A 26,655-nucleotide genomic window follows, 5' to 3' on the forward strand; every position below is an offset into this window, starting at 1 on the left:
AAAAAGGCAAAGTGCGCCTTTCCGGTCGATTCATCTTATGCTTGTCGGGCCTGCTCAACCCGCCTCCGCTTTTCTTTTCATCAAATCCCTTTTCTCTTCATACATTTAGATAAGAGTATAAAGAGGGGGATGACGATGAATTTAGAGGAACAGAGGCAGTTACAAAATGCGATAGGGGAAATTACTGAGATTGCAGCCGGGTTTGGACTTGATTTTTATCCAATGCGTTATGAGATTTGTCCTGCTGAAATTATTTATACATTCGGTGCTTATGGAATGCCGACCCGCTTTTCTCACTGGAGTTTTGGGAAACAATTTCATAAGATGAAGCTTCAATATGATTTGGGTTTAAGTAAAATTTATGAGCTCGTGATTAACTCGGATCCTTGTTATGCTTTTTTATTGGATTCGAATTCGCTTATTCAGAATAAGTTGATTGTTGCCCATGTGTTGGCCCATTGTGATTTCTTTAAGAATAATGTGCGATTCCAGAATACGAAGCGAGATATGGTAGAAAGCATGGCGGCTACTGCAGAGCGGGTGCGAAGATATGAGATCGAGCATGGGAAGCAGGAGGTTGAAAACTTTCTCGATGCCGTGCTTGCCGTGGATGAGCATATTGATCCGTCATTGATGCGTCCGAAGCTGTCGTGGACGATGGATGATGTGGAGTGGGTAGAGGAAGAAGTGAGTCATGCGACTCCTTATGATGATCTGTGGTCGTTGGATGAAAAACCGAAGAGCAGAGAGAAGAAAAAGGTGAAGAAGAAGTTCCCTCCACAGCCTGAAAAGGATATTCTTCTCTTTATTGAACAGTACAGCAGGGAGTTGTCTGACTGGCAGAGGGATATATTGACGATGATGAGAGAAGAGATGCTGTATTTCTGGCCGCAGCTTGAAACGAAAATCATGAATGAAGGGTGGGCTTCGTATTGGCATCAGCGCATCATCCGTGAAATGGATTTGACAAGTGGAGAGTCCATTGAGTTTGCCAAGTTGAATGCAGGTGTTGTACAGCCTTCCCGTACGCAGATTAATCCGTATTATTTAGGATTGAAGATTTTTGAAGATATTGAAGATCGTTTCGACAACCCTACGGATGAAATGAAAAAGCGTGGGGTGAAACCAAATTCAGGTCGAGAAAAAATGTTTGAGGTTCGTGAAATTGAATCTGACATTTCTTTCTTACGGAACTATTTAACGAAAGATCTTGTTACGAGAGAAGATATGTATTTATTCCAGAAGCAAGGAAAGGACTACAAAATTGTCGATAAAGAATGGACTCATGTACGGGATCAACTGGTAGGCATGAGGGTCAATGGCGGGTTCCCTTACATTACCGTGAATGATGGGGATTATATGAAGAGCGGGGAACTTTATCTGAAGCACTGGTTCGAAGACGTTGAACTCGATATTAAGTATTTAGAAAAGGTTTTACCGTATCTGCATCAGCTTTGGGGAAGACCGGTCCATATTGAAACCCATGTGGAGAACCGTGATATGTTATTTACGTATGATGGTCGAAGCGTGCAACGAAAATATTTGTAAATGGGCAGAGCAGTTCCAGGTGAAACCCTGGAACTGCTATTTTGTTCTTAAGCAAAAGGTGTTCTAAATAGATGGACTGGCTTATACGATAATAAGAGAGATTATTTCAAACTTTAGGAGGAGACGGGAATGGCAGATGTTGAAGTCTTTATCGGTGATTTAACGGACCAGACATTTCATTATGAAGGGGGGGACTGGAATCATAATTACCCGAAAAGGATCAGTCCGTTTTTTCCGAAAGGGTATGAACTCTTTTTCTCCCTATTGGATGGCATTTATTATAAAAAAATAGAAGGCAGGCAAACTGACTGGGGAAGTCATACTTGTTTGATGTACCCGGATGAAATGTTGTCGGTCTTGGAAGATTACTATAAGAGTGATAAGGACAATAAACAGGTGCAACAATTATTCCAGTTTATAAAGCAATTAAATCCACATCAACAATATGGATTAGTGGCATGCGAGATGTCATAACGTAGAAAAGGACAAACTGCCTCAGGCATTTGTCCTTTTTACATACTTACATTATTTCGACTGGTGAAACGGGTATTGAGTCTATCCGTGAAAAATAAAAAGGATTTTTGAAAGATGGGACTTTGAATAAACGTATAAATAAAAGTAAAAACGAAGACTGGACCGGAAAGAAGCAGTCCGATTAGTAACACCGCACACTCACAAATGATCCTGACTCTGCTGATTGAAAGATTCGTTAAATCCGAAATGGTAAGCATAAACCCGTCCCGCGGACCCGTGCCAAGGTGTGCCGCTGAATACAATCCCCCGCCAACCCCCATTAAAATAACCGCTGATAATAGAATCAGGATATCTAAGAATATGTTCGTTTCAGGGGGAAGTAGGTCATAAAATAGAAAGAAGTCGACCAACATGCCAACCATCACACCGTTAAGGATCGTCCCGATACGAACATACTTCCCTTTCAAAACCAGGGTACCTGCAATCAGGGTGGCACCGACAATAATATTCCACGTTCCAATTGTTAAGCCGAACTTCTCAAAAAAGGCAATGTTTAACACATCCCATGGATGGATTCCTAAGTATTGCACTTTGATGGACATACTGATCCCATAGCTGAAAATAAGTAACCCTATTACAAAATAGCTTATTTGCCAATAGATTTTCATAGTGTCTCCTTTGAAATAACAGTTATCACTCTATAACAATATTTTACAACGAAAAGGTTTATGAAGATATGGTTTGTTTTTCGTTTAGTAGAGAGAGGACGAAGGTCCTTCAAGAGATGTACATCCTTTGAATGAGAAAACAAAAGGAGAGTAGGAATAAAGGAGTGAATATTCAGATATCTACATTGTTTAAAGGGGTTGTAATTGACAGCGCTTTCGATGGTCGATAGAGTTTTAGTAAGACGAGTAATGGGGGTATGAGTAGATGCTTACTGTGAAAAATGCATGGGGGACACTTTGGAAATGGCACGGAGATGTAATGGATACTTTGCAATTTTTCACTTCCGGAAGTACGCCTGCTGCTTCTCGCGGGGTGGATACAAATCTTGTTCAGGAGCCTAATGCAAATCCAAGACAGAAAATCGGTTTTTTCTTTGGACCACTCTTATTTATTCTTATCATGTTATTTTTCTCTCCTGAAGGTTTGGCAAAAGAGGCTGTTGCTGTCCTTGCAGGGACAACATGGATAGCGGTATGGTGGATAACAGAAGCAATACCTATTCCGGCAACTGCTTTGTTGCCGATCATTTTGTTTCCGCTTACGGGAGCTCTTCAATCCGGAGATGTCACGTCTGCCTATGGTGATAGTACGATTTTTCTTTTTATGGGTGGGTTCATCATTGCGATTGCCATGGAAAAGTGGAACCTACATAAGCGGATTGCCATGAACATCATATTGTTGATTGGTACAGGCACTGAGAGAATCGTCCTTGGATTTATGTTGGCTACAGGTTTTTTATCTATGTGGATCTCGAATACGGCAACGGCTATGATGATGCTTCCGATTGGAACAGCCGTGATTTATCAAGTTAATGAAAGCCTAAAAAGGGAGGGGACTAATAGAACGGGGCACTTCAGTAAAGTGATCATGCTGGGAATTGCCTATAGTGCATCGATCGGAGGATTGGGAACGTTGATCGGAACGCCTCCAAACACGATATTTGCTGCAGTTGTGAAACAGTTGTATGGCATTGATTTCTCGTTTGCGAAGTGGATGCTTTTTGGTGTTCCACTTGCCACTATTCTTCTAGTTGTTACATGGTGGTATTTAATCAAGGTGGCTTTTCCATTAAAGGTTAAAGAACTGCCGGGGGGAAGGGAGATTGTGGAGAAAGAGAACCGGTCTCTTGGTCGTATTTCATTTGAAGAAAAGCTTGTTCTTATGGTCTTTGTCGCTACAGCCCTATGTTGGATCACTCGATCGTTTCTATTGAACCAATGGGTTCCGTCATTAGATGACACAATCATAGCAATCACAGGAGCACTCGTTTTATTCCTTCTTCCAGGAAGAAAAGAATCGCGATTGATCAATTGGGACGATGCGAAGAAGCTCCCATGGGGGATCCTGCTCTTATTCGGTGGAGGTCTTGCCATTGCCAAGGGTTTCAAAGAGACGGGGTTGGCAGAGTGGATTGGACAGCAACTAACGATTCTTGAAGGGATATCCTTCATTATTATACTTCTTGCAGTAACGGCCTTTGTTATTTTCTTAACTGAAATTACGTCCAATACGGCGACAGCCACGATGATGTTTCCGATAATGGCTGCTCTTGCAGCTGCCCTTAATATTCACCCTTATAGTTTGATGGTGGCTGCGGGCTTAGCTGCTTCATGTGCTTTCATGCTGCCGGTGGCTACACCTCCGAATGCTGTCGTATTCGGATCGGGTTATATCAAAATGGGAGACATGGTCAAGGCGGGAATATGGTTAAATCTGATTAGTATCGTATTTATTACACTTTTGATTTATTTTTTCATGCCACTCGTTTGGGGAATCGATTTAGGTGTATTACCTGTAAATATGAACTAAAGAAAAATCGGATCAGTTTCCTGATCCGATTTTTCTGTGCTTATTATTGCGCAGTATATCCGCCATCTAAAACAACGGCCTGACCAGTTACACCTTTTGCTTTGTCACTGGATAGGAAAATGGTGTAGTCTGCAATTTCTTCTACTGATAATAATCTCTTTTGTGGAACAAGAGGATAAATGACATCCTCCAATACTTTTTCAAGCTCCACACCACGAGTCGTTGAAATATCCTTTAATTGGTTACGGACAAGAGGGGTATCCACGTATCCGGGGCATAGGGCATTGACGGTAATCCCATGCTCCGCACCTTCTAAAGCCGATACCTTTGTCAGGCCGATAACACCATGCTTGGCGCTGTTGTATGCCGCTTTACCGGCAAAACCGATCAGTCCATTAATGGATGCCATATTAATGATACGACCGAATTTTTGCTTCTTCATATAAGGGAAAGCAAATTTTGTTGCGATAAAGGGAGCGGTCAGCATAATTTTGATCAGGAGCTCAAATTTTTCAATGGGGAATTCTTCAATTGGAGCTATGTGTTGAATACCTGCGTTATTGATTAATACGTCTATGCGGCCATAGTGCTCAACTGTTTTATCAATTCCCGCTTTCACTTCTTTTTCACTGGTAACGTCGCATTTAATGCCCAGGCAATCGAATCCTCTGTCTTTCAGTTCTTCAACCGCTTCATCCAATCCTTCTTGATTGATGTCTGAGAGAACAACTTTCGCACCATTTTGGGCAAAGTGTTCCCCGATTTCAAAACCAATTCCCCTTGCAGCACCAGTAATGAATACAACTTTATCATTGACCATCTTCTTTTCCTCCTCTAATTAATAAATTCCCATATTGGCTAGGATGATTGAAACGATTTCTGCAATCGTAGGAATAAGCAACCCGACAACGGCTACATCCAAATATGAATCTTTATGGGTTAGTCCTGTTACGGCAAATAAGGTCAGGAGTGCACCGTTATGAGGCAGAATCGATGCTCCAGATGAAATGGAAGCAATTCTATGGAATGCTTCTGCACTGATACCACTTGTTTGAGACAACTCATAATATTTATCTCCCAAAGCCTCTAGGGCAATCCCCATTCCTCCTGAAGCGGATCCAGTAATAGCTGCAAGGGTTTGAACAGCTATGGCTTCAGATATGACGGGATTACCTTTAATGCCAAGAATAAGCTTCGTTAATGTCTTGAAACCGGGTGCTGCTGTGACAACTGCTCCGAAACCAACAGCAGCGCTTGTGTTAATGACTGCCATAACTGAGCCCTTTGCTCCGCCATTGACAGCAGGAATGAATTTTTTATAATGCTTGAAGTTAATTAATAATATCGAAAGTATTCCTACAAGGAGAGCGGTCAGGATGTTCCACTTAAAGACATTCAGTGTAACGACGACAATGACAAGGGGAAGAAATGATAAGTAGAAGTTAGGAAGCTCTGATTCATTAATTTCCTTCACATCGTTTCCACCTTTTGGCTCGGTAAACGAATCTCCTTTACTTGTAAATTGCTTTTGACGCCATCTTAAATAAAAATAACCTCCAACTGCCATTATTAATCCACCGATGATACCGATGATCGGAGCGGCAGTGGGGGATGTTTTAAAATAATCGATAGGAATCAAATTTTGAATCTGTGGTGTACCTGGGATGGCTGTCATTGTAAAGGTGAAAGCCCCCAATACGAAAGTCGGCGGCAATAGTTTCCGTGTGATATCCGCTTCTCTGAACATGGCAATAGCCAGGGGATAAATCGCAAATACTACGACGAATAAGCTCACACCGCCATATGTTAAAACGGCAGCTGCGATCAGCACGCCCAGTATCGCCCTGTCTTTACCGATAATATTCGTAATTTTGTATGCGACGGATTGTGCTGCACCGACGTCTTCCATCAATTTTCCGAAAATGGCTCCGAACAGGAATACAGGAAACCATTCTTTAGCAAAATCCACAAACCCGGTCATATACGTTTCCGTATAGGCAGGGAGCAGGTCAAGTCCACTCATTAATGCCACTAAACCTGCTACCAGGGGAGCGATCCAAATGATTGACCAGCCTAAATACGCCAAGACCATAAGCAGGATTAATCCAACAATGATGCTAGTCATAACTCACCTCTCATAAAAGTTTGTAGTTATTTTTCCATTAAAGGAAGGATTTATTCTATAGGGAAATCTGCTATAGCAAGGAGTGGGATATGCATGCCGACGTTCCGGATACTTCATTCATTTAGAAAAAAAAGAACGAGCCGTTAATCGGACTCGTTCTTTTCATAATGACTGCCATCCATTTTGGTAACTTCTAAATATTGAATATGATGACCATCGATTTCTTTCACTCTAAAGCAATAACCTTGTTCCTCGATCCTGTCATTCAGTTTAACTTCGTACTTCTGAGTCAGGAACCAGCCTCCGATCGTGTCGACCTCATCTTCTTCAATGGAAATCCCAAGGAGATCATTCACATCTTCAATGAGCATCACGGCATCAAAAATAAAATGATTTTCTTTTACCTTCTGCACTTCAGGAATTTCATCGATATCAAATTCATCACGAATCTCCCCGACAATCTCTTCAATGATATCTTCTACTGTAACAAGACCGGCAGTCCCACCGTATTCATCCAAGAGTACGGCCATCGGCGACCGTTCTTTCTGAAGTTTGACGAGTAAGGCTTGAATAGGGATGGTTTCGATGACGCGGATCACAGGCTTGATAAAGGAAGTTAAGTCTTCATGTTCCTCTTTGTGGTTCACGAGTGTTGTCAGCAATTCCTTCACGTTCACTATACCGAGGATATTATCTTTATCACCTTCTACGACAGGATATCTCGTATAGCGTTCCTCTTTAATGATGGTGAGTACTTCATCAATGGTGGAATCTGAGGATAGAGTCACTATACTCGTTCTAGGGACCATGATTTCTTTTGCGATTCGTTCGTCGAATTCAAATATTTTGTTTACGTACTTGAATTCGGATGAATTGATTTCCCCACTTTTGTAACTATCGGAAAGAATGATCCTAAGCTCTTCCTCGGAATGGGCAATTTCATGTTCAGAAGCGGGTTTTAAGCCGAATAACCCCGTGAACACCCGGGCAGAGCCGTTTAATGTCCATATGAATGGATAAGCGAGTCGATAAAACCATATCAACGGTCGTGCAAATAATAGAGTGACTTTCTCTGCTTTTTGAATGGCAAGGGTTTTCGGTGCCAACTCTCCAATCACCACATGCAAAAAGGTAATGACGGAAAATGCGAGTCCAAATGAAATGATACTAGTAATGGAGGCGTTTAAATCAATCCTCTCAAACACGGGATGAAGCAACGTTTCAACGGTCGGTTCACCTAACCAACCGAGTCCGAGGGCTGTGATAGTAATGCCTAATTGACAGGCAGAAAGGTATTCGTCTAAATGGGATGTGACCCTTTTAGCAGCAATGGCCGTTTGATTTCCTTCGGATACCAGCTGATCGATACGAGAGCTTCTTACTTTGACAATGGCAAACTCTGATGCAACGAAGAAAGCGGTCAGCGCAATTAAAACAGCAACGAGAAATAAATTAAGTAGAATGTCCAATGAGCAGAAGCTGTAGAAAGGGAGTGAATCGAAGGACCCTTCTAAAGCTTCAAACACCTCCTGAATAGAAAAGTCATGGTTCCGTAAAAAAATGAAGCAAGATAACACTTGAAATCCGGTTGCAATGAGTATATCCTTTTAAAAGTATCACATTCTTATCGGTATCCAAAGTTCGTTGCAATGTGTAAATCGTTTGGTTATTGTTAGAAAAAATAATTTTCATCATTAAAAATAGAAATGGACAATACAAGGATACGAATCAATGGATAGTTGGAAAGGAGAACGATTATGGCAGACGTGTTTAACCAAGGATTTGTTGTAGCCCTTATCATTGCCTTTTCGGTTTATGTCATCTTAAGAGGGATAGCTATTTTCTTTGGCAAAGCAGGGAAAGGCTATCTGGAAAATATTCAATCCCAAACAGGACGTTTATATCTGCAATTAATAGGTGGCTACTATATATTATCAGGCGTACTTGGCTTGCTTATTCCACGTTTAGACTGGAAAACAGAAGAGATATACTTTGCAATTGCAATCTTTGCGATTTCATCTGTTGTTTTCTGGGTAACATTGGATCTCTTTATGAAACGTGATCGGAAAAAACTACAACAAAATTAATATGTTTCTTATAAGCCCTGGAATCTTTCCGGGGCTTTTTTATACTTTTTTACTGGCTGTTTTCTAAAAGCTTTTTAGTATCCGGGGTCTCGGCACGCCCAAAATCCGCCGGAGTCTGCGCAGTTCCCCCCACCATCTTTAACAGTATTTTCATGACAGAGCACCTGGCAGAAATATATATAAAACAACAAACTTCATTACTTAAAAATTTTAAAAAATCCCATACATTCAAAAGAATGTTTGAACATTATTAGCATTTCTTCTATACTATATTCAAAAGAGTATTTGAATGTTAGAGGAGTGACGAGATGAAAGAGACGGATATATGTGAAATAAAGTGTGTGGAAGATGAAAAGGTCAATCGCTTAAAATCAATGATTTTATCACAAAATACCTCTAAGGTAGCTGAAATCTTTAAAGCACTTTCTGATCAGACAAGAGCGAAAATTGCGTATGCACTTACCATCGAAGAAGAACTATGTGTATGCGATGTGGCAAATATTGTGGATGCTTCAACAGCGACCGCATCCCACCATTTACGTTTATTAAAAAAGCAGGGGTTAGCCAAATTCAGAAAAAAAGGCAAGCTCGTTTATTATTCCTTAGACGACCATCATGTGAAGCAGTTAATTGAAATTGCGTTGACTCATCAAGTGGAGGTGGAGGAACGTGACCGGTAAACCAGCCCATAAACAAACCTACCGGGTCGAAGGATTTACGTGTGCGGGTTGCGCGGCGAAGTTCGAGAAGAACGTTCAGCATCTCGACGGAGTGGTAGATGCAAAAGTGAACTTTGGAGCAGCGAAGATTACCGTTTACGGAGAAACCACGAAGGAATCGGTAGAAAAAGCAGGAGCATTTGAAGGACTTCGCTTAACAGAAGACGGAATAAGAAAACAAGAGGAAGAAAGAGAACCTTTTTACATGAAATATATGCATTTACTTTTCTCAGTTTTCTTTATCCTTCTTGCTTATTCCTTTCCATTTACAGAAATCGATAATAATCAAATCCTTTCTACTCTTTCATTTGCAACAGCCATTGTTGTAGGGGGATTTCGGTTATTTCAAACAGGATTTAAAAACTTACTCAAATTAGAGTTCGATATGAGAACCTTAATGACGATTGCCATTATTGGGGCAGCGTTTATCGGTGAATGGGGTGAGGGAGCCATTGTTGTTCTCCTGTTCGCCATCAGTGAAGTGCTGGAGTCGTACTCCATGGATAAGGCCCGTGAGTCGATTCGTTCACTCATGGATATTGCACCACCACAAGCCCTCATCATCCGGAATGGTACAGAGCTGCTTGTTGATGCAGAGGAAATTGAGGTCGGTGACATGATGATCGTGAAGCCTGGTCAGAAAATTGCCATGGATGGTGATATTGTTGAGGGCTCGTCTTTTGTCAATCAGGCGGCGATCACAGGAGAATCGGTTCCTGTGGAAAAGCTTCATGGTGATGCAGTATTTGCAGGAACGTTAAACGAAGAAGGGTACTTAAAGGTTAAGGTAACGAAGCGAATTGAAGACACGACTCTCGCCAAAATTATTCATTTAGTTGAAGAAGCTCAGGGAGAGAGGGCACCTTCCCAAGCATTTGTGGATGTATTCGCTAAATATTATACACCGATTATTATGGTCATCGCTTTACTTGTTGCTATCATTCCACCATTGCTCTTTGCAGGGGAATGGTCGACATGGGTCTATCAGGGACTATCTGTCTTAGTGGTGGGTTGTCCATGTGCCCTGGTCATTTCCACTCCGGTGGCGATTGTAACCGCTATAGGAAACGCTGCGAAAAATGGCATTCTCATAAAAGGCGGGGTGTATTTAGAGGAATTAGGAAGATTAAAGGCCATCGCCTTTGACAAAACTGGTACACTCACAAAAGGAACACCCGAAGTAACTGATGTCATCCTAATAGGTGATGCAGAGGAAAAACAGTTGTGGATGAAGATGGCTGCACTTGAACTCCACTCCCAGCATCCACTTGCTCACGCTTTTCTGAAAAAGGCTGAAGAGCTGAACATTGAGTATGGGGATTGTGAAGTGGTTGAGTTCCAATCCCATACAGGTAAAGGAATCAGTGGCCGAATCGGTGAGGGTAGATACTTTCTTGGAGCGGAAAGCCTATTTACTAATACCCCTTCTACAGAAATTGAAAGCCTTCAAAGTGAGGGGAAAACGGTCATGGTGTTTGGAATCGATGATACTCCATTAGCTCTTATAGCCGTGGCCGATGAAGTGCGGGAAACAAGTCGCGAAATCATCGACAAACTTCATTATATGGGTATCAAGCAAACGGTGATGCTGACAGGAGATCATGAAAATACGGCCAGGTCGATTGGAAGAACAATAGGTGTCAAAGAAATCAAAGCAGGCCTGCTGCCACAAGATAAATTAGACTTTGTCAAACGCTATATGAACAAGTTTGGAAAAGTCGCAATGGTAGGGGATGGTATTAATGACGCCCCTGCACTTGCAACCTCAAATGTAGGAATCGCCATGGGTGGGGCAGGAACCGATACAGCACTGGAAACGGCAGATATCGTCTTAATGAACGATGACCTTACAAAACTGCCATATATCATTCGCTTAAGTCGGAAAACACTTATCATCATCAAACAAAATATCTCGTTTGCCATTGGGATCAAGCTTCTTGCTTTATTACTTGTCATCCCCGGCTGGCTTACGTTATGGATCGCGATTTTTGCCGATATGGGAGCAACATTACTCGTAACATTGAATGGTCTAAGGCTATTAGGAGTCAAAGACCGGAAGTGAGGGATGTCATGTGGGTCACGACCACAATCATGGACATAATCAGAATAAAAAAGCATTATTAATCAGTTTCCTATTTATTTTTACTTTTATGATCGTAGAAGTCATAGGTGGAATCGTCACAAATAGTCTTGCTCTTCTTTCAGACGCGGGACATATGCTTAGTGATGCAGCCGCTTTAGGTCTTAGTTTGGCAGCTTTTTATATAGGTGAGAAGGCGTCGGATAAAGGGAAGACGTATGGGTACAAGCGATTTGAAATACTGGCGGCGTTTATTAATGGCATAACGTTGATTCTCGTTTCCCTCTATATTTTCTGGGAAGCGTATCATCGTTTCATAGATACCCCTATGGTTTCACCAGGTATGATGGTGATCGCCTTCATAGGTCTGGTTGTAAACATTATCGTGGCATGGATTTTAATGAGAGGGGATACGGAACATAACTTGAATGTTCGAAGTGCCTTTCTTCATGTACTTGGTGATATGTTAGGGTCAGTAGGAGCCATCGCAGCCGGACTCTTGATATATTTCTTTAATTGGAACTTGGCGGATCCTATTGCATCTGTCATGGTTGCCATCCTAATCGTCATTTCCGGATGGAGAGTAACGAAGGATTCCATTCATATCTTAATGGAGGGATCTCCAAAAGGTATTGATACGGAAGAAGTTAAGAATAGCTTGTCTGCTATTCCGGGAGTCATTGAAGTACATGATTTTCATGTATGGTGCATCACGTCGGGATTCACAGCTCTAAGCTGCCATGTGGTGGTTGAAAACGAAGTGAATCGAGATACGATTTTATTACGACTCTCAACTTGTCTTGAACAGGAATTTGGCATTCATCATTCTACGATTCAAGTTGAGGGAAAAAGTGTCACAGAGGGCCAGCATCACATTTGTACGTAACAGCTTTTACTTTTCTTTCCAATTTGTAAGAGGATGTTTAGTTCTCTCTAGATTTGGGGTATATCCTCAACTGGAGGGATGAGCATGTTACATCAAGAAGATAAATCAGAGAAGCAAAAGACACCTGAATTTAAAAAGGATTTCTATATTCAACAATTATTAAGGATAGGCGTATATAAGTATTTTGGTAAGCAGCTTTATGAGCTCTCAATGAGTGAACTACAAGATGTCTACCTGGAATATTACGTTGGTGGCGATATAGCAAATTAAAAAAGACGAACCTTTTAGAAAAAGGATCGTCTTTTTTGCTGCAGTAAGTCTTATTATTACGGCACATCATGTCCCATAGAAGTTTGCAGGATTTCAAACCATTGATCGTGGTTTAAAGAAATGGTAAGAGAGTCGATTGCATGTTGAATGCGTTCTTTTTTACCTGAACCGACGATAGGCATAATGTTTGCCGGGTGATTAAGAAGCCATGCATATAGTACTTCATCAATTCCCTTAGCACCTGTTTCTGCTTGTACCTTTTTCAATGTATGTTGAAGACGAATGGCTTTTTCATCCTCTCCTTTGAAAATCGCCCCGCCTGCGAGTGGAGACCAGGCCATCGGCGCGACACGCTTCTCCTGACAAAGATTCAACGTACCGTCTTCAAAGTTTTCTAGGTTATAGGCTGACAATTCAATTTGGTTTGTGATCAATGGAAATGGCAAATAAGATTGAAGCATATTCCATTGATGATCTTTAAAGTTTGATACTCCGAAATGACGTACCTTTCCTTCATCTTTCAATTGAGTGAAGGCGTCAGCCACTTCTTCTCCATTCATAAATGGATCAGGCCTGTGAACCAATAATAAATCGATGTAGTCCGTTTTTAGGTTCTGCAGGGAGTTTTCAACAGAAGTCAAAATATGCTTTTTACTCGTGTTGTAATGATGTGTTTTATGTTCCGGACGGTTGTCAGAAGGCAGGACAATACCGCATTTCGTTACAATTTCCATTTTTTCTCGTATGGATGGCTGAAGGTTGAGTGCCTCACCAAATAACGCTTCACATGTATAGGAGCCATAAATATCTGCGTGATCAAAAGTCGTGATTCCGTTTTCAATATTGTACTGAATTAAAGAAAGAGTGTCTTCCTTTGATTGATTCCAGTCTGCAAGTCTCCACAACCCATGAATGATTCTTGAGAATGATAGGTCTTCCGTCATTTGTATTCTTTGCATCGATACAACCTCTTTTCATATGGTATGTAGACATTCTTTCATAGTCATACTAAACGTATATTACTATGTTTGGAAAGGAATTAAAAATGATTGAACCTCTTCATGATCTATTATTGAACTGGAAGGTTCCCCCTTCCTGCATAGAGACCGTGGGCAATCAACCGAATGTTTATAAGGTGAAGAGTCCGGAGAAGACATTTTATTTGAAAAAGAGATTGAACTCTTCAGTGGAGAAGCGAATAGAAGAGCTGCTCTTAACTTCTTTTTTATTTGGAAACGGACTTATTGTTGAAAGGCCACTGTTAACGGTCTCACATCAGCCATATGTACGACACCATCAGGTTTTCTACTCCCTGTATCAAGCTCTGGAAGGAATACCAGTACAAGTCTATTCCTTAACTTCTTTGAGAATGGTGGGAACATACCTATCCAAACTCCATGGCAGGCTAAAACAATACGTCTGTAAATACGAGGTAGAAGAATGGAAAATTGAAACACATTTGAGAGAGTGGATAGGCGGTCAGGATTCTACAAGGATAGAAAGGTGGGGTGAAGGGTTTCTTGGCAAGCTAAATGAATGGTCTTTCTCCTATAGCAAATTGCCCCATCAACTCGTCCATAGCGACTGTCATCCGCGTAATATCCTCATGAAAGAAGAAAGGGTGACAGGGGTCATAGATTTCGAGAGGATACGAAAAGCACCCCGCATAGCAGATATCGGCTACTTTATTGCAGGGATGCTCAAAGATCAGGTCATGGAGGGTGAGGATGAAGATGAGCATGCTGAATGTATCCATGCCTTTATGGAGGGCTATCAGTCCGAGGGTCCTTTAACCCAGGAAGAAAAGGAACTGATGCCATTCTTAGTCATTATCTTTCTTCTTCAATACACCTTCTTTTACAATCAAAAAGGGTATTCACACGCTGTATCTACATTCATTTCGTTCATTAACAGACTAGTAAATTCTGGTGTTTATGAGCAGGCATTTCAAATGTAATTTTATTTAAGAGGAAATGCTTGAATATACACCATTTCTGTGGCAAAGTAGGGAAGAAGATAACGTTTAATTTCATAGTACAAGTGTAGGGGGACCGGTGTGGCCGGTTGAGATTGTATCCTGACAGATACTGACCCTTTGAACCTGAACTGGCTGATACCAGCGTAGGAAACATTCTCTTAAACATTACATAATCATGTTTAACAATGCGTCCCTCGCTGAAGCTTGGGGCGCTTTTTTGCTGTTGTGTCCATACGTTCTAAGGTGTTTTACATTCTTTCTCTCTACTAAGTGAACAATAGAGAATAAACGTTACAACTACATACATGGATTTTTAGGAGGAAAAAATGATGAAAAAATGGATGTATATCATCTGTTCTGTCTTTCTTTTAACTGCTTGCAGTGGTGGAGGAAATACATCAGAACAGGAAGGTCATAAAAAGGTTACGGTTGTACTGGACTGGACACCGAATACTAATCACACTGGATTATACGTTGCGAAAGAAAAAGGATACTTTGAAGAGCAAGGGCTGGATGTGGATATCATCTTACCTGGTGAGGCAGGGGCAGACCAACTCGTTGCCTCGGGTAAAGCTGAGTTCGGAGTTGGATACCAGGAAAGTGTCACGCAAGCAAGAGTACAGGACGTACCACTTGTATCTATCGCTGCTGTCATACAGCATAATACATCCGGGTTTGCCTCCCCTAAGGATAAAGGTATAACGACTCCAAAGGATTTTGAAGGCAAAAGGTATGGCGGATGGGGATCACCTGTAGAAAAAGCTGTTATGACGTCGATTATGAAACAAGAAAATGCTGACGTAGAGAAAGTGGATTTTGTAAACATGGGAGATACAGATTTCTTTACTGCCGTGAAACGGGATGTGGACTTTGCGTGGATCTACTATGGATGGACAGGGATTGAAGCAGAGCTTCGCGGTGAGGAATTGAACATGATGTACGTAAAGGATTACTCGGAAAAACTCGATTATTACACGCCTGTTCTGACGACAAATGAAAAGATGATTGAATCAGACCCTGAAACGGTTAAAGCATTTTTGTCAGCTTCTTCCAAAGGGTATCAGTTTGCGATCGACAATCCGGAAGAGGCAGGTGAAATCTTATTAGAGGCAGCTCCAGATCTGGATAAGGAATTAGTCATGAAGAGTCAGGAATGGCTGGCGCCTAAATACAAAGATGACGCTGACAGATGGGGAGAGCAGAAGCTGGAGGTTTGGGAAAACTATGCTTCATGGATGTATGATAACGATTTATTAGATAAGGAACTGGACAGTAAAAAAGCATTCACAAACGAATTCTTACCAAAATAAGAGGTGAACATAATGGGGAACGCACTCGTAAGCATACAAATTATTCCGAAGACGAAAAATGGGGAAGATGTTATTCCATACGTGGATGAAGCCATCGCGATCATTGATGAATCAGGTGTCCGTTATGAAGTCCATCCATTAGAAACGACAATGGAAGGGGAATTATCTGATTTATTTAAGGTGATTGAACAAATGAATGAACGAATGATCGAATTGGGAAGCTCAAATGTCATTTCTCAAATCAAGGTATTATATCAGCCTGCCGGGATTGAGATGGATCAATTAACGGAGAAGTATAAAGGATGAAATCATGGATATCGAAAGGATGGAGACCCTTCTTGGTCCTCATCCTTTTATTCATCATTTGGGAATTCACCATTAGAATATTTGAGGTTCCTGCCTGGCTGATGCCATCACCTTCAGATATTTGGGCTGAAGGGGTTGCTTCCTGGTCAGCATTCACGGGTCATCTTGGCTCGACAACCCTCCTGACGATCGGGGGATTTGCGATTGGGTGTACGATTGGGATCGTGACTGCAGTCGGACTACATCTGCTACCTAAAGTAAGAGAAGCGATTTATCCACTCATGATCCTGTCTCAAAACATTCCGATCATCGTGCTCGCACCCCTGTTGGTTATCTGGTTCGGATTTGGACTATTGCCGAAAATCATTGTCATTACATTGATCTGCTTTTTTCCGGTAGCGGTCTCGGCATTGGATGGTTTCAGGCAGACGAACTCAGAGTACATTCTTTACATGAAAATGTCGGGAGCCACAAAAGCTCAAATCTTTCGAAAAGTTGAATGGCCGCATGCACTTCCATCCATCTTCTCAGGACTGAAAATTTCAGCTACCTATAGTGTGATGGGGGCAGTGATTTCAGAGTGGTTAGGTGCACAGAAAGGGATCGGAGTCTATATGACTCTTGCCTCTTCCTCCTTTAGGACAGACAGGGTATTTGTAGCCATCTTTATGATTATGCTGCTCAGCCTCGTTTTCTTTGGAATCATTTTGTTATTAGAGAAAATCATGATTAAGTGGAATCGAAAGGAGGACAGGTAACATGACGACTTTATCCATACAAAATATGTCTAAATACTTTGATGGGGAGCTGATCCTTGATGAGCTTTCCATTCATGTTGAAGAAGGTGAGTTCGTCTCAATCCTTGGTCCTTCCGGGAGTGGAAAGAGTACGCTATTTCACGTGATCGGAGGATTATTCACTCCCGATTCCGGAGACATTCAATTAGATGGAAAATCGATTAATGGTCAAAGAGGAACTATCAGTTACATGCCGCAAAGTCCGTCCCTCCTGCCATGGAGAACCGTAATTGAGAATGTGATGCTTGGCCAGGAGTTACATGGAAAGAGAGATAGGGATAAAGCGCTCTGCATGATCGAACGTGCGGGCTTAAAGGGGTATGAGAATGCGTATCCTGATGATTTATCCGGAGGGATGAAGCAGAGGGTGGCGTTTATTCGTGCCCTTATCAGTCCTCAATCCTTTTTATGTTTGGATGAGCCCTTTTCAGCCCTGGATGAATTCACACGATTGGACATGCAGAAATGGCTCCTTTCCATTTGGGAGGAAGACTTGAGTTCCGTTCTATTTGTGACTCATAATATCGACGAAGCCCTGTTTCTGTCAGACCGGATCATTGTATTATCGACAAGGCCGGCCAGGGTACAGAAGGAGTTCAAAGTACCGTTTCCCCGTCCCCGCGATAAAGAGATTCTCTTAACGGAGGAGTTTCTGAAATGGAAAACGAGCATTTTTGAGGAGCTTTCTCAATATGTGTAAACCCTCCTTGATTGATGCACATATTCACTTGGATTTATACGAAGGATATGAGCGTGATAAGATTATGCAGGAACTTGAACTGTATTCTGTAGAAGCGCTCATATCTGTATCGTTCCACCTTCAATCGTCCAGGACAAATATAGATCTCTCGAGAAGAGATGCAAGGATCAAACCTGCTGCAGGTTTCCACCCGGAGCAGAAACTGCCTTCTGAAAGTGCAGTTGAGGAGCTTCTTTCATTCATTGAGCGGCATCAACAGGAAATAGTGGCGATTGGTGAAGTAGGATTGCCTTATTATAAAATGAAAGAACATCCTGATGTTAAAGTGGAGCCTTATATCGATCTGTTGGAAAGGTTTGTGATCCAATCCAAAAAGATCAATAAACCGATTATCCTTCATGCCGTATATGAGCATGCCCCCATCGTTTGTGGACTGTTAGAAAAGCACTCCATAGAAAAAGCTCATTTTCATTGGTTTAAAGGAGATAAAAAGACCATTGAAAGAATGAAGGGAAATGGCTATTCCATCTCCATTACCCCTGATGTCCTTTATGAGAATGAGATACAAGAGCTTGTTAAGAGGTACCCAATCGAAGGACTTATGGTAGAAACAGATGGTCCTTGGCGTTTTGAAGGGATCTTCCAGGGAAGGATGACCCACCCTGGAATCATGCATCGGTCCATTGAAAAAATCGCCGAAATAAAACGCATCAAAGAAACAGAAGTATATAAACAACTGTTTAAGAATACAACCGAATTTTATGGGATATCCTAAATCAGGCTTCTCTTGCATCATTGGTGCAGGAGAAGTTTTTTTATAAACATCTTTTTCCATCATATTTATCGGGGAGATAACAAAAAATGATAGTAATGACGTTTAGGAAAAAGGTGAAAAGAATGGAACTGAATGATCAATATATGCCTTATCAAGCAGGTGATGTAGTATATGTGATTTATAGAAATCCGCATACACAAAGTGTAGCCAACGTGCAGGAAGCAGCCGTAGTACAAGATCCGGAAAATCCGAACGAATTGGCATTATTTTTATATGAAACCTATTATCCGTTAACACATGAAATTGCGGTTTATTCTTCAGAAGCTGAAGCGGAGGAAGCCTATACTCAATCATTTGGAGACCTGTAGGAGGGATGAATCATGGTCAAACCGTTCGTGCCACAATTGGTCTACTTTGAACCAAATGCTTTGGAATATCCCCTGGGAAAAGAGCTCAAAGAAAAGTTTGAAAAAATGGATGTGGAGATCAGGTACACAACATCGCATAACCAGGTTCGTAATTTGCCAGGGGACAACCATTTTCAGAAATACCGGATTGCAAAATCCACTTTAGTAGTCGGAGTGAGAAAAACGTTGAAGTTTGATACATCCAAACCGTCTGCTGAATATGCTATCCCATTTGCAACAGGGTGCATGGGGCACTGTCATTATTGCTATCTGCAAACAACGATGGGGAGTAAACCATATATACGAACGTATGTGAATGTGGATGAAATATTTGAGTCGGCAGACAAGTATATTGCAGAAAGAGCTCCTGAATTCACACGCTTTGAAGCTGCTTGTACGTCCGATATCGTAGGGATCGATCATCTCACTCATACCCTAAAACGAGCCATCGAGCATTTTGGTGAATCCGAGCATGGCAAGCTTCGTTTTGTGACGAAATTCCATCATGTCGACCATCTGCTTGATGCGAAGCATAATGGAAAAACCAGATTCCGATTCAGTATCAATGCCGATTATGTGATTAAGAATTTTGAGCCTGGTACATCTCCTTTGGATAAGCGACTTGAGGCCGCGGGGAAGGTTGCAAGAGCGGGGTATCCATTAGGATTCATTGTGGCACCTATCTATATCCATGAAGGATGGAAGGAAGGGTATAAGCAAATGTTTGAACATTTGGAAGTTTACCTGCCGGAAGAAGCGAAAAAGGATTTAACCTTTGAATTCATTCAACATCGTTTCACAAAACCGGCTAAAAGAGTCATTGAGAAAAATTATCCGATGACAAAGCTTGAACTTAATGAGGAAGAACGGCGATATAAATGGGGTAAATACGGGATTGGCAAGTATATCTATCAAAAGGATGAAGAGCAGGAAATGAAAGATCATTTGTATGCCTACATGGAAAAACATTTTCCGAAAGCGAAGCTGGAGTATTTCACCTAAAAAAAGGGACTGATTACAATACAATACCAGTTGTAATCAGTCCTCTTAATGTAGTTGTGGTAGAATATTTTCCAAATCTTTCACTCGCATGGCAATTTCATCACAAATTTCTTGATAGTGTACCCATTCTTCTATGAGTGTCGCAGAACGCTTCCTTGGATTAGGCAAATTCCAATAGATGACTTTATCTTCTAATTCAGATGGAATCTCTATCTTATCATCATATTCTGTATCCTGAATCGCAACAATAACCGAAGCATTACCAAGTTCATTCATCTCAATGCGTGTAAGTGGGAATGTACTGATGTCAATACATAACTCTTTCATTGCTAAAACGCTGAATTCAGCACGACTCTCAGCAACCCAACCGGCACTTTTGAATGACCAATCCGACACATCAAGCTTCTCGGCCCACCCTTCAGCTATCAAGCTGCGCTGTTGACTACTTGAAAGAAAATAGACTGTTTTATTCATTTTAGGTATGTTCCTTTCTATTTTCATGCTGTTATTACTATTTACCCAATAACGTAGCATTTAATCACTAAATGTAAAAAAGAAAAGTTTGGAAGTTGATCTGTAGTCATATCGAATCATTCAACTCCCACATTTTGTGCGGAGTGTGAGGTGAAATATAGTAATAATGTTTTAATTCACACTTAATCTTCTTCAATTATTAAAAAAATCAGTATAATAGGAAAAGGAGAAAGAAGAAGCATCGAAAAAAATGGATGGGAAGGCAGTTCAGGAAAAGATAATAGAAAAATTCAAAAATAATAGTTTTGCTAAAAGTAATTAAGGGTAAACATCTTTTAATTATTTTGTATTCAATAGGGGAGGTACATCTATGAAATTTAATTTAACAACTAAGATTATTATTGCCTTAATACTAGGAGCGATTGTGGGATTACTGCTTAATATTTTTGCTAAAGATACATTTAATATATTAGATCCTTATCTGTTTACTCCGTTAGGGAAGATATTCCTTAACCTCATCAGCATGCTTGTTGTACCAATTGTGTTTTTATCCATCGTTCTTGGATCTGCAGGTCTGGGTGATCCTAAGAAATTGGGGAGAATAGGGTTGAAGACCATTGTATTCTTCTTAATGACTACCTGCATTGCCATCGTCATCGGTTTATCTCTGGCTTATGTCATTGATCCCGGTTTGGTAGAGGGAATTGACAAAACACAATCAGAAGGTTTTGAAACGAAAGATGCTCCTCCTGTGGGAGAGACCCTCATGAACATTATTCCAAAAAATCCACTTACGGCGATGACAGAGGGAAATATGCTGCAAATTATTGCATTTGCCATCTTTATTGGATTTGGATTAACAGCTTTAGGGGATAAAACAAAAGGAATATTAAAGCTGGTTGAACAAGGTAATGACCTGATGATGTACCTTGTGACACTCGTGATGAAATTCGCTCCATACGGAACATTCGGATTGATAGCTTCAGCAATAGGAAGCCAGGGTTTCAGTGCATTGAAGGCGATGTGGCTTTATTTTGTAGTCGTTCTTGCAGCATTGATCATTCACGCCATCGTTACCTATGGTGGAACGATCCTCCTTCTGGCCAAAAAAAATCCGCTTTGGTTCTTCAAGAATTTCAGTCCTGCGATGAGCGTAGGATTCAGTACATCAAGCAGTAACGCGACGCTTCCCATCTCTATGGATGTTGCCCAACAGCGTCTAGGCGTATCGAAATCAGTAAGCTCTTTCGTTCAACCATTAGGAGCTACCATCAACATGGATGGTACTGCGATCATGCAGGGGGTTGCAACCGTCTTTATCGCTCAGGTATATGGTGTTGATTTATCATTGGAACAACTGATTACGGTTGTACTAACGGCTGTTTTAGCCAGTATAGGTACAGCAGGGGTTCCTGGAGTCGGATTGATTCTTCTTGCGATGGTATTAAGCAGTGTAAACCTGCCGGTAGAAGGAATTGGATTAATTCTGGGGATTGACCGCTTGCTTGATATGGCAAGGACTTCCATCAATATTTCAGGAGATGCAGCGTGTGCGTTGTTTGTATCAGAATCTGAAAAGAAACGTACGATCAAGGAACAAAGAGGGGAGGCGTAATCTCCTCATATATTAAATCGAGTCTATGGCGTGTAAAGGCGATAGACTCGATTTTTTTTATCTAATTTATTTAGTGGTAGCGCTCCAATGCCCGATCTCTAGCGGCTTAATGGTCCACGATCGGATAGGGATAATGTTCTCCCAGGATAAACCCCGAATCTTCCAGACTTTTCCTTGCGTTTTTACCGAATTCGTCAATTCTTCACCTAATAGTATAATAAAATAAACAGGGCGATACAAAAAGCGATGGTTTTGATCAATATGTTTAAATATTCTTGAAAATGGAAATGAACTTAGTGTAATATTTCACTATAAATATGTAAGGTGTGATTCGATGACAAAAGAAGAGATTGTTCTAATTATTTCAGATAAATTACGGCTAATACGTACAGAGGCAGGTTATACACAGGATAAGATGGCGAACATAATCGGATTATCCAAAAAAACCCTTGTTCAAATTGAAAAAGGCAGAGTCATGGCCGGCTGGACAGCGGTCATTGCCATCTGTGCATTGTTTAAAGATAGTGAAACCTTAACCACAAGTCTTGGGGGGGAGCCCCTTGAAATCATAGAGACCATTGCTCGGGAAGGCATTGATTATCGGAAGGAGAAAACGTTGGGCGGGAAGGTCTGGTGGAAAGATGTAAAGAAGAATGATGAATACATTCTTCAGCAAAACCTTTTCAGTCAGCACTTCCGAATATTGGACTCCGAGGATTATCGAATATACAGCAGCTTTGACGAGAATAATGCCCATAAACGTTTTGATGAATTAACTGGTAAGTAATACATAATGGAGGGACGGACCTATTAAAGGTCCGTCCCTCCATTTGTTCCATTTATTTTACGACCAGGACGCTGGTTTCGCAGTTTTGAGTGACTTTTTCACTGACGCTGCCAAGCACCCATTTTTTCATGCCGGACTTACGGCTGCTCCCGACTACTACCAGGTCTGCCTGGATTTCTTTGGCATATTCACATATGCGTTTTGCTTCTGAACCGGATAGGTGAATATAGTTTGCCTCAATCCCGTAAGGAGAAAGTTTTTCTTTAGCATTTTTCAAAAAGTGATGTGTAGAGGACGGTGTCTTAATTTCATGACGTTCTTCCTCCGAAGTATGAACTTTGTTGTCTGGAGCAACGGACAAATTCCCCATATAATTGTTATCAAACCCTGGTGACGTATCTGCCAATGCATGGGTAGGGGTATAGTTGTCATGACTTTCATTTGCTACCTTTTCATCTGATATATGGAGTACGGTTAATTGTGTATCTATAGAACCTTTTATTAATTTTTGCACTTCATCCAATGCTTTCTTGCTTCCATCGGTTTCATCGTAAGCTAACAAGATATGTTTATACATCAAAATCACCTCATCAATAGGATATCTATTATTTACCCAATATTAAATTTTTTAATCTTTTTCAGGAAACGAGAACCGAATATAAAGACCATTTTTAAAAAAACTGATTCAACAATCGCTTTATAACAAAGAAAGAGCATAACGGGGGAAGATCCGCTATGCTCTTTCTCTTTGATTAAAACTCATATAATTGCAGGAATAATGTTTAATTTGAATGGTCTTTATTAAAGCATGCTGATAATCCAGCCAATGACAACAATTGCTCCAATGACCATTAAGACTGTACGTACCATTAAAATCACCTCGACTTATCGTATCAATGAAATATGTTCTGTATTTCTAACCGGTTAATGTAAAGTTACCCTGTCAACGAATAGTTAAAACCTTCTCCACATTATTATTTAACCAGGTTACTACTTCAGGCGTTAATTTCTGTTCCAATTCTCCCTCTCTGGATCAATACATATCCAAGATTCTGGAGTTCGTTTAATCTTGTCCTGATTTGTTGAACGGATAGAGGAGTGGAGCTTCGTTGTAGGGGAGAATAAATTTTTTGTCTGTTGGCTCGTTTTCCATCTTCGAAAAATTCAACTAAAGCGGTAAGGATATTTACATACTCCCCGGTTTTAGACATTGAGATAGCATGAAGGAAAAAGATATCCTTAGTATGTTCCTTTTCGATGAAATTATAATCATTTTTAGGTAATTGATGAAACCGTTAACCGATTTTATTCTGCAACAGTGATCATGACTTTATCTGAAAATTATTTATTGATTACACCCGTCGATTGATATCTCCCAGTTTTTTTCTGAACTCGATGATACAAGGTCACTGCTCTGACAATTGAAAGTGGTAGATGATTTTCATTTGAGCCCTGAGCTTTGGGCTATTTTTTTCTTTAAGACAAAATTTCTTATCGACTGAGCAAATAACGGCGAAATCACCTTTTTAACTTCGAAATTCTAAATATATCGGCGAAACGGGTTCTCCTGAATTTTTTGCTATATGGGAGTGACTACTCCCATTCCCTATCCGACCACAGACGGAGGAAAAAACCACCAATAGACCCTCATGTTCTTCGGGTATTCCCTATACTATAAAGATAGTTAATCATTGATGGGAGACGGTTATTCATGAAAAAAATGATTGAAATCTTTAAGAATCCAATTTTTCTAAAGTTATTCTTTGCTAATTTCACTTCGCATATGGGAAGTGTGATTGGTTTGACTGCCTTTATGTTTTATCTTCTGGATCGGTTTTCCGAGCAACCTGTGTATGCTTCCCTTACTGAAATGATGTACTCATTACCCACTCTTCTCGTCTTCTTTCTTGTTGGAGTATTCGCTGACAGAATGGACCGGCAGAAAATTGCCTACCACTGTGATACGATCAGTGCGCTCTTTACACTTTTATTATTCGGTGCAATCTACATTGGTTGGCTGCCCCTCATATTTGCCATCTTGTTTCTAAGGAGCGGCGTCCAGAAGTTTTTCTTTCCTGCTGAACAAGGGATACTGCAAGGAGTGCTTTCTAAAGATGATTATTCAACGGCCGCCGGCTTGAATCAAATGGTGATGAGCTTGTTTATGTTACTTGGAAATGCTGTTGCCATCTTTGTATATTGGACGGCCGGGATCTATGGTGCGATTGCAGTCGATTTTGTTACATTCGTTATTTCTGCCATTTTAATCAGGAAATGTATCATTCCGGAAGAGGTTCGTCTTCCAAACGGGAGGCATACGTGGAAAGACTTGAACATTCAGTCTGTGACGAAAGATTTTACAGCCGGGATGAGCTATATTCTGAATCACAAGCTGCTATTATCCTTAATTGGAGGGTTTGTCGTATTTGGAATTGTGAACGGCGGATTCTCGGTCATTCCTATCTTTATTTTGAAATATAAATTGGCCCCAGAGTCTTATGAAGAATATTCGATTCTATTAGGTGTCGCCTTCGGTGCCGGTGTATTGATTGGCAGTATCTTCTCTTCGATGCTTGCTCAGAAGTTTAAGTTTCATGTTTTGATAGTTGCAGGGCTGGTTATTTCCGGAACGTTTATCATCGCAGCATCTTTCGCCCCTGCGACTTGGATATTCCTCACGATCATTTTTTTCGCAGCACTGGGCTTACCCCTAGTGAATATTGCAATCGGGGGATGGATGCCGAGCATCATTGATCCGAAAATGATGGGCAGGGTGCAAGGGTGGATCAATCCTCTTATGATGCTGTCACAATCGATTACCCTGGGAGTGATTGCTATGACATTCCCTACCGTCGTAACCGTTGAAATGCTCTACTGGCTCGTTGGAGGATGCCTAATCATAGTAGGTATCTTTTACACCATCATTCTACCTAAATATGTGAAAGAAGATGAAGCTCAGCCTGTTGTAATAAATGGATAATAGAGAGTCCCTCTATCAAATAGGGCATGACTGTTCATAGAGGGAATTTTTATTTGAAAAAGAGAATGAAAAACTTTAAACAAACTATAATGATTTTATGAACGATTTTTCTTCAGGTGCGTATGAGCTCGGCAGGCCGGGATGAGATTTGGAGAAAATTCAAGACAGGGAGAGGAAACCATGATTATTGTGACAACCGATTTTGTACCGGGTAAGGAAGTAAAAGAATTAAGAGGATTTGTAAGGGGAAGTACCGTCCAAGCGAAGCATATTGGCAAAGACATCATTGCCGGTCTTAAAACCATTATTGGCGGAGAAATAAGCGAATACAGTGAGTTGATGGAGGAAGCAAGAAAACAAGCGATTGATCGTATGATGGAAGAAGCTTCTCAAAAAGGTGCAAATGCCGTTATTGCCGTTCGTTTAGAAACCTCAGCGGTCATGCAAAACGCTTCAGAAATTATTGCTTACGGTACGGCTGTCGTCGTGGAATAATTCTACTTTGTGGTTCACTTATATTGTGGGAAAATAAAAAAGTATATAGAAAATTATCAATAAAAATAATATTGACACAATTATCGGTGTGTAGTATGGTTATTAATGGAATAATTAATAAAAATGAATGGAGGGTTTGTGATGATGAAAGTGTATATAATTCAAGGAGTACCAGCAGTGTTCAATACCAATTTCATATCATCACATAACCAGTAACTCCTTAATCATTCTGTCATACGAATATTAATGGCACAGGTTATGCATATAATCTGTGCTTTTCTATGTCCAAAAACAAAGACGGA

Annotated in this window: 27 protein-coding genes and 1 riboswitch; of the genes, 20 read left to right on the forward strand and 7 right to left on the reverse strand. The window is 40.8% G+C overall.

What is annotated here, in order from left to right; all coding sequences use genetic code 11:
- Positions 1–135: 135 nt before the first annotated feature.
- Positions 136–1,548: a SpoVR family protein gene (locus ACYH0O_RS07720; RefSeq protein WP_324747667.1), complete on the forward strand. Its 1,413-nt coding sequence runs from the start codon at positions 136–138 to the stop codon at positions 1,546–1,548.
- A gap of 129 nt (positions 1,549–1,677) precedes the next feature.
- A complete protein-coding gene (locus ACYH0O_RS07725; protein ID WP_149155032.1) occupies positions 1,678–2,022 on the forward strand; it encodes a hypothetical protein in 345 nt (114 codons plus the stop codon).
- Positions 2,023–2,060: 38 nt separating this feature from the next.
- Here ACYH0O_RS07725 and ACYH0O_RS07730 read toward each other — a convergent pair whose 3' ends face one another.
- The gene (locus ACYH0O_RS07730) at positions 2,061–2,690 is read right to left on the reverse strand and encodes a YczE/YyaS/YitT family protein (RefSeq protein WP_482631845.1); all 630 of its coding nucleotides are present in this window, start codon (positions 2,688–2,690) and stop codon (positions 2,061–2,063) included.
- A gap of 265 nt (positions 2,691–2,955) precedes the next feature.
- On the opposite strand from ACYH0O_RS07730, the gene ACYH0O_RS07735 reads away from it, so the two are divergent.
- On the forward strand, positions 2,956–4,560 hold the full coding sequence (locus tag ACYH0O_RS07735; protein ID WP_482631846.1) for an SLC13 family permease: 1,605 nt from the start codon (positions 2,956–2,958) through the stop codon (positions 4,558–4,560).
- A 43-nt stretch (positions 4,561–4,603) separates the two neighbouring features.
- Here ACYH0O_RS07735 and ACYH0O_RS07740 read toward each other — a convergent pair whose 3' ends face one another.
- The 3 genes from ACYH0O_RS07740 to ACYH0O_RS07750 all read right to left on the reverse strand — a co-directional run bounded on the left by ACYH0O_RS07740 (position 4,604) and on the right by ACYH0O_RS07750 (position 8,154).
- Positions 4,604–5,380 (reverse strand): 3-hydroxybutyrate dehydrogenase, encoded by a 777-nt coding sequence (locus tag ACYH0O_RS07740; RefSeq protein WP_482631847.1) that lies wholly within the window; start codon positions 5,378–5,380, stop codon positions 4,604–4,606.
- 18 nt (positions 5,381–5,398) lie between these two features.
- On the reverse strand, positions 5,399–6,685 hold the full coding sequence (locus ACYH0O_RS07745) for a GntP family permease (RefSeq protein ID WP_482631848.1): 1,287 nt from the start codon (positions 6,683–6,685) through the stop codon (positions 5,399–5,401).
- A 143-nt stretch (positions 6,686–6,828) separates the two neighbouring features.
- Positions 6,829–8,154 (reverse strand): hemolysin family protein, encoded by a 1,326-nt coding sequence (locus ACYH0O_RS07750; RefSeq protein WP_482631849.1) that lies wholly within the window; start codon positions 8,152–8,154, stop codon positions 6,829–6,831.
- A 288-nt stretch (positions 8,155–8,442) separates the two neighbouring features.
- Here ACYH0O_RS07750 and ACYH0O_RS07755 point away from each other — a divergent pair, with 288 nt between their 5' ends.
- From ACYH0O_RS07755 to ACYH0O_RS07775, 5 genes are all read left to right on the forward strand, one after another.
- Entirely contained in the window at positions 8,443–8,772 is a 330-nt protein-coding gene (locus ACYH0O_RS07755; protein ID WP_149155038.1) for a hypothetical protein, read from the forward strand.
- Between the two features lie 308 nt (positions 8,773–9,080).
- Positions 9,081–9,452, forward strand: a complete 372-nt coding sequence (locus tag ACYH0O_RS07760) for an ArsR/SmtB family transcription factor (protein WP_149155039.1) — start codon at positions 9,081–9,083, stop codon at positions 9,450–9,452.
- Complete coding sequence (locus tag ACYH0O_RS07765; protein ID WP_482631850.1) at positions 9,442–11,553, forward strand: heavy metal translocating P-type ATPase; 2,112 nt, start codon at positions 9,442–9,444, stop codon at positions 11,551–11,553. The genes ACYH0O_RS07760 and ACYH0O_RS07765 overlap by 11 nt, the downstream gene beginning before the upstream one ends.
- 10 nt (positions 11,554–11,563) lie before the next feature.
- Positions 11,564–12,457 (forward strand): cation diffusion facilitator family transporter, encoded by an 894-nt coding sequence (locus ACYH0O_RS07770; protein ID WP_482631851.1) that lies wholly within the window; start codon positions 11,564–11,566, stop codon positions 12,455–12,457.
- Between the two features lie 84 nt (positions 12,458–12,541).
- Positions 12,542–12,727 (forward strand): Fur-regulated basic protein FbpA, encoded by a 186-nt coding sequence (locus ACYH0O_RS07775; RefSeq protein WP_482631852.1) that lies wholly within the window; start codon positions 12,542–12,544, stop codon positions 12,725–12,727.
- Between the two features lie 56 nt (positions 12,728–12,783).
- Here the strand turns inward: ACYH0O_RS07775 and ACYH0O_RS07780 are convergent, their stop codons facing one another.
- Positions 12,784–13,686, reverse strand: coding sequence for an aldo/keto reductase (locus ACYH0O_RS07780; RefSeq protein ID WP_482631853.1), 903 nt, complete (start codon positions 13,684–13,686; stop codon positions 12,784–12,786).
- Positions 13,687–13,772: 86 nt separating this feature from the next.
- Between ACYH0O_RS07780 and ACYH0O_RS07785 the strand changes: the two genes are divergently transcribed.
- From ACYH0O_RS07785 to splB, 8 genes are all read left to right on the forward strand, one after another.
- Complete coding sequence (locus ACYH0O_RS07785) at positions 13,773–14,684, forward strand: phosphotransferase enzyme family protein (RefSeq protein ID WP_482631854.1); 912 nt, start codon at positions 13,773–13,775, stop codon at positions 14,682–14,684.
- 77 nt (positions 14,685–14,761) lie between these two features.
- Positions 14,762–14,872, forward strand: a riboswitch (TPP riboswitch).
- 162 nt (positions 14,873–15,034) lie between these two features.
- On the forward strand, positions 15,035–16,015 hold the full coding sequence (locus ACYH0O_RS07790; protein ID WP_482632522.1) for an ABC transporter substrate-binding protein: 981 nt from the start codon (positions 15,035–15,037) through the stop codon (positions 16,013–16,015).
- A 12-nt stretch (positions 16,016–16,027) separates the two neighbouring features.
- Complete coding sequence (locus ACYH0O_RS07795; RefSeq protein WP_426891238.1) at positions 16,028–16,321, forward strand: thiamine-binding protein; 294 nt, start codon at positions 16,028–16,030, stop codon at positions 16,319–16,321.
- On the forward strand, positions 16,318–17,079 hold the full coding sequence (locus tag ACYH0O_RS07800; RefSeq protein WP_149155047.1) for an ABC transporter permease: 762 nt from the start codon (positions 16,318–16,320) through the stop codon (positions 17,077–17,079). The genes ACYH0O_RS07795 and ACYH0O_RS07800 overlap by 4 nt, the downstream gene beginning before the upstream one ends.
- Position 17,080: 1 nt before the next feature.
- Entirely contained in the window at positions 17,081–17,818 is a 738-nt protein-coding gene (locus ACYH0O_RS07805; protein ID WP_482631855.1) for an ABC transporter ATP-binding protein, read from the forward strand.
- Positions 17,811–18,593, forward strand: coding sequence for a TatD family hydrolase (locus tag ACYH0O_RS07810; protein WP_482631856.1), 783 nt, complete (start codon positions 17,811–17,813; stop codon positions 18,591–18,593). The genes ACYH0O_RS07805 and ACYH0O_RS07810 overlap by 8 nt, the downstream gene beginning before the upstream one ends.
- A gap of 122 nt (positions 18,594–18,715) precedes the next feature.
- The gene (locus ACYH0O_RS07815; protein ID WP_482632523.1) at positions 18,716–18,961 is read left to right on the forward strand and encodes a transcriptional regulator SplA domain-containing protein; all 246 of its coding nucleotides are present in this window, start codon (positions 18,716–18,718) and stop codon (positions 18,959–18,961) included.
- Positions 18,962–18,973: 12 nt separating this feature from the next.
- Entirely contained in the window at positions 18,974–20,002 is a 1,029-nt protein-coding gene (splB, locus tag ACYH0O_RS07820; protein ID WP_482631857.1) for a spore photoproduct lyase, read from the forward strand.
- Positions 20,003–20,047: 45 nt separating this feature from the next.
- On the opposite strand, the gene ACYH0O_RS07825 is transcribed toward splB, so the two are convergent.
- Positions 20,048–20,476, reverse strand: a complete 429-nt coding sequence (locus ACYH0O_RS07825; protein WP_482631858.1) for a low molecular weight phosphatase family protein — start codon at positions 20,474–20,476, stop codon at positions 20,048–20,050.
- A 370-nt stretch (positions 20,477–20,846) separates the two neighbouring features.
- On the opposite strand from ACYH0O_RS07825, the gene ACYH0O_RS07830 reads away from it, so the two are divergent.
- Complete coding sequence (locus tag ACYH0O_RS07830; RefSeq protein ID WP_149155052.1) at positions 20,847–22,091, forward strand: dicarboxylate/amino acid:cation symporter; 1,245 nt, start codon at positions 20,847–20,849, stop codon at positions 22,089–22,091.
- A gap of 334 nt (positions 22,092–22,425) precedes the next feature.
- Positions 22,426–22,878, forward strand: coding sequence for a helix-turn-helix transcriptional regulator (locus ACYH0O_RS07835; RefSeq protein WP_482631859.1), 453 nt, complete (start codon positions 22,426–22,428; stop codon positions 22,876–22,878).
- Positions 22,879–22,930: 52 nt separating this feature from the next.
- On the opposite strand, the gene ACYH0O_RS07840 is transcribed toward ACYH0O_RS07835, so the two are convergent.
- A complete protein-coding gene (locus ACYH0O_RS07840; RefSeq protein WP_482631860.1) occupies positions 22,931–23,455 on the reverse strand; it encodes a universal stress protein in 525 nt (174 codons plus the stop codon).
- 1,134 nt (positions 23,456–24,589) lie between these two features.
- Here ACYH0O_RS07840 and ACYH0O_RS07845 point away from each other — a divergent pair.
- Positions 24,590–25,858: an MFS transporter gene (locus ACYH0O_RS07845; protein ID WP_482631861.1), complete on the forward strand. Its 1,269-nt coding sequence runs from the start codon at positions 24,590–24,592 to the stop codon at positions 25,856–25,858.
- A gap of 180 nt (positions 25,859–26,038) precedes the next feature.
- The gene (locus ACYH0O_RS07850; RefSeq protein WP_397553250.1) at positions 26,039–26,353 is read left to right on the forward strand and encodes a YbjQ family protein; all 315 of its coding nucleotides are present in this window, start codon (positions 26,039–26,041) and stop codon (positions 26,351–26,353) included.
- The last annotated feature ends 302 nt before the right edge of the window (positions 26,354–26,655 follow it).

The organism is Rossellomorea sp. H136 (genome assembly GCF_056838065.1).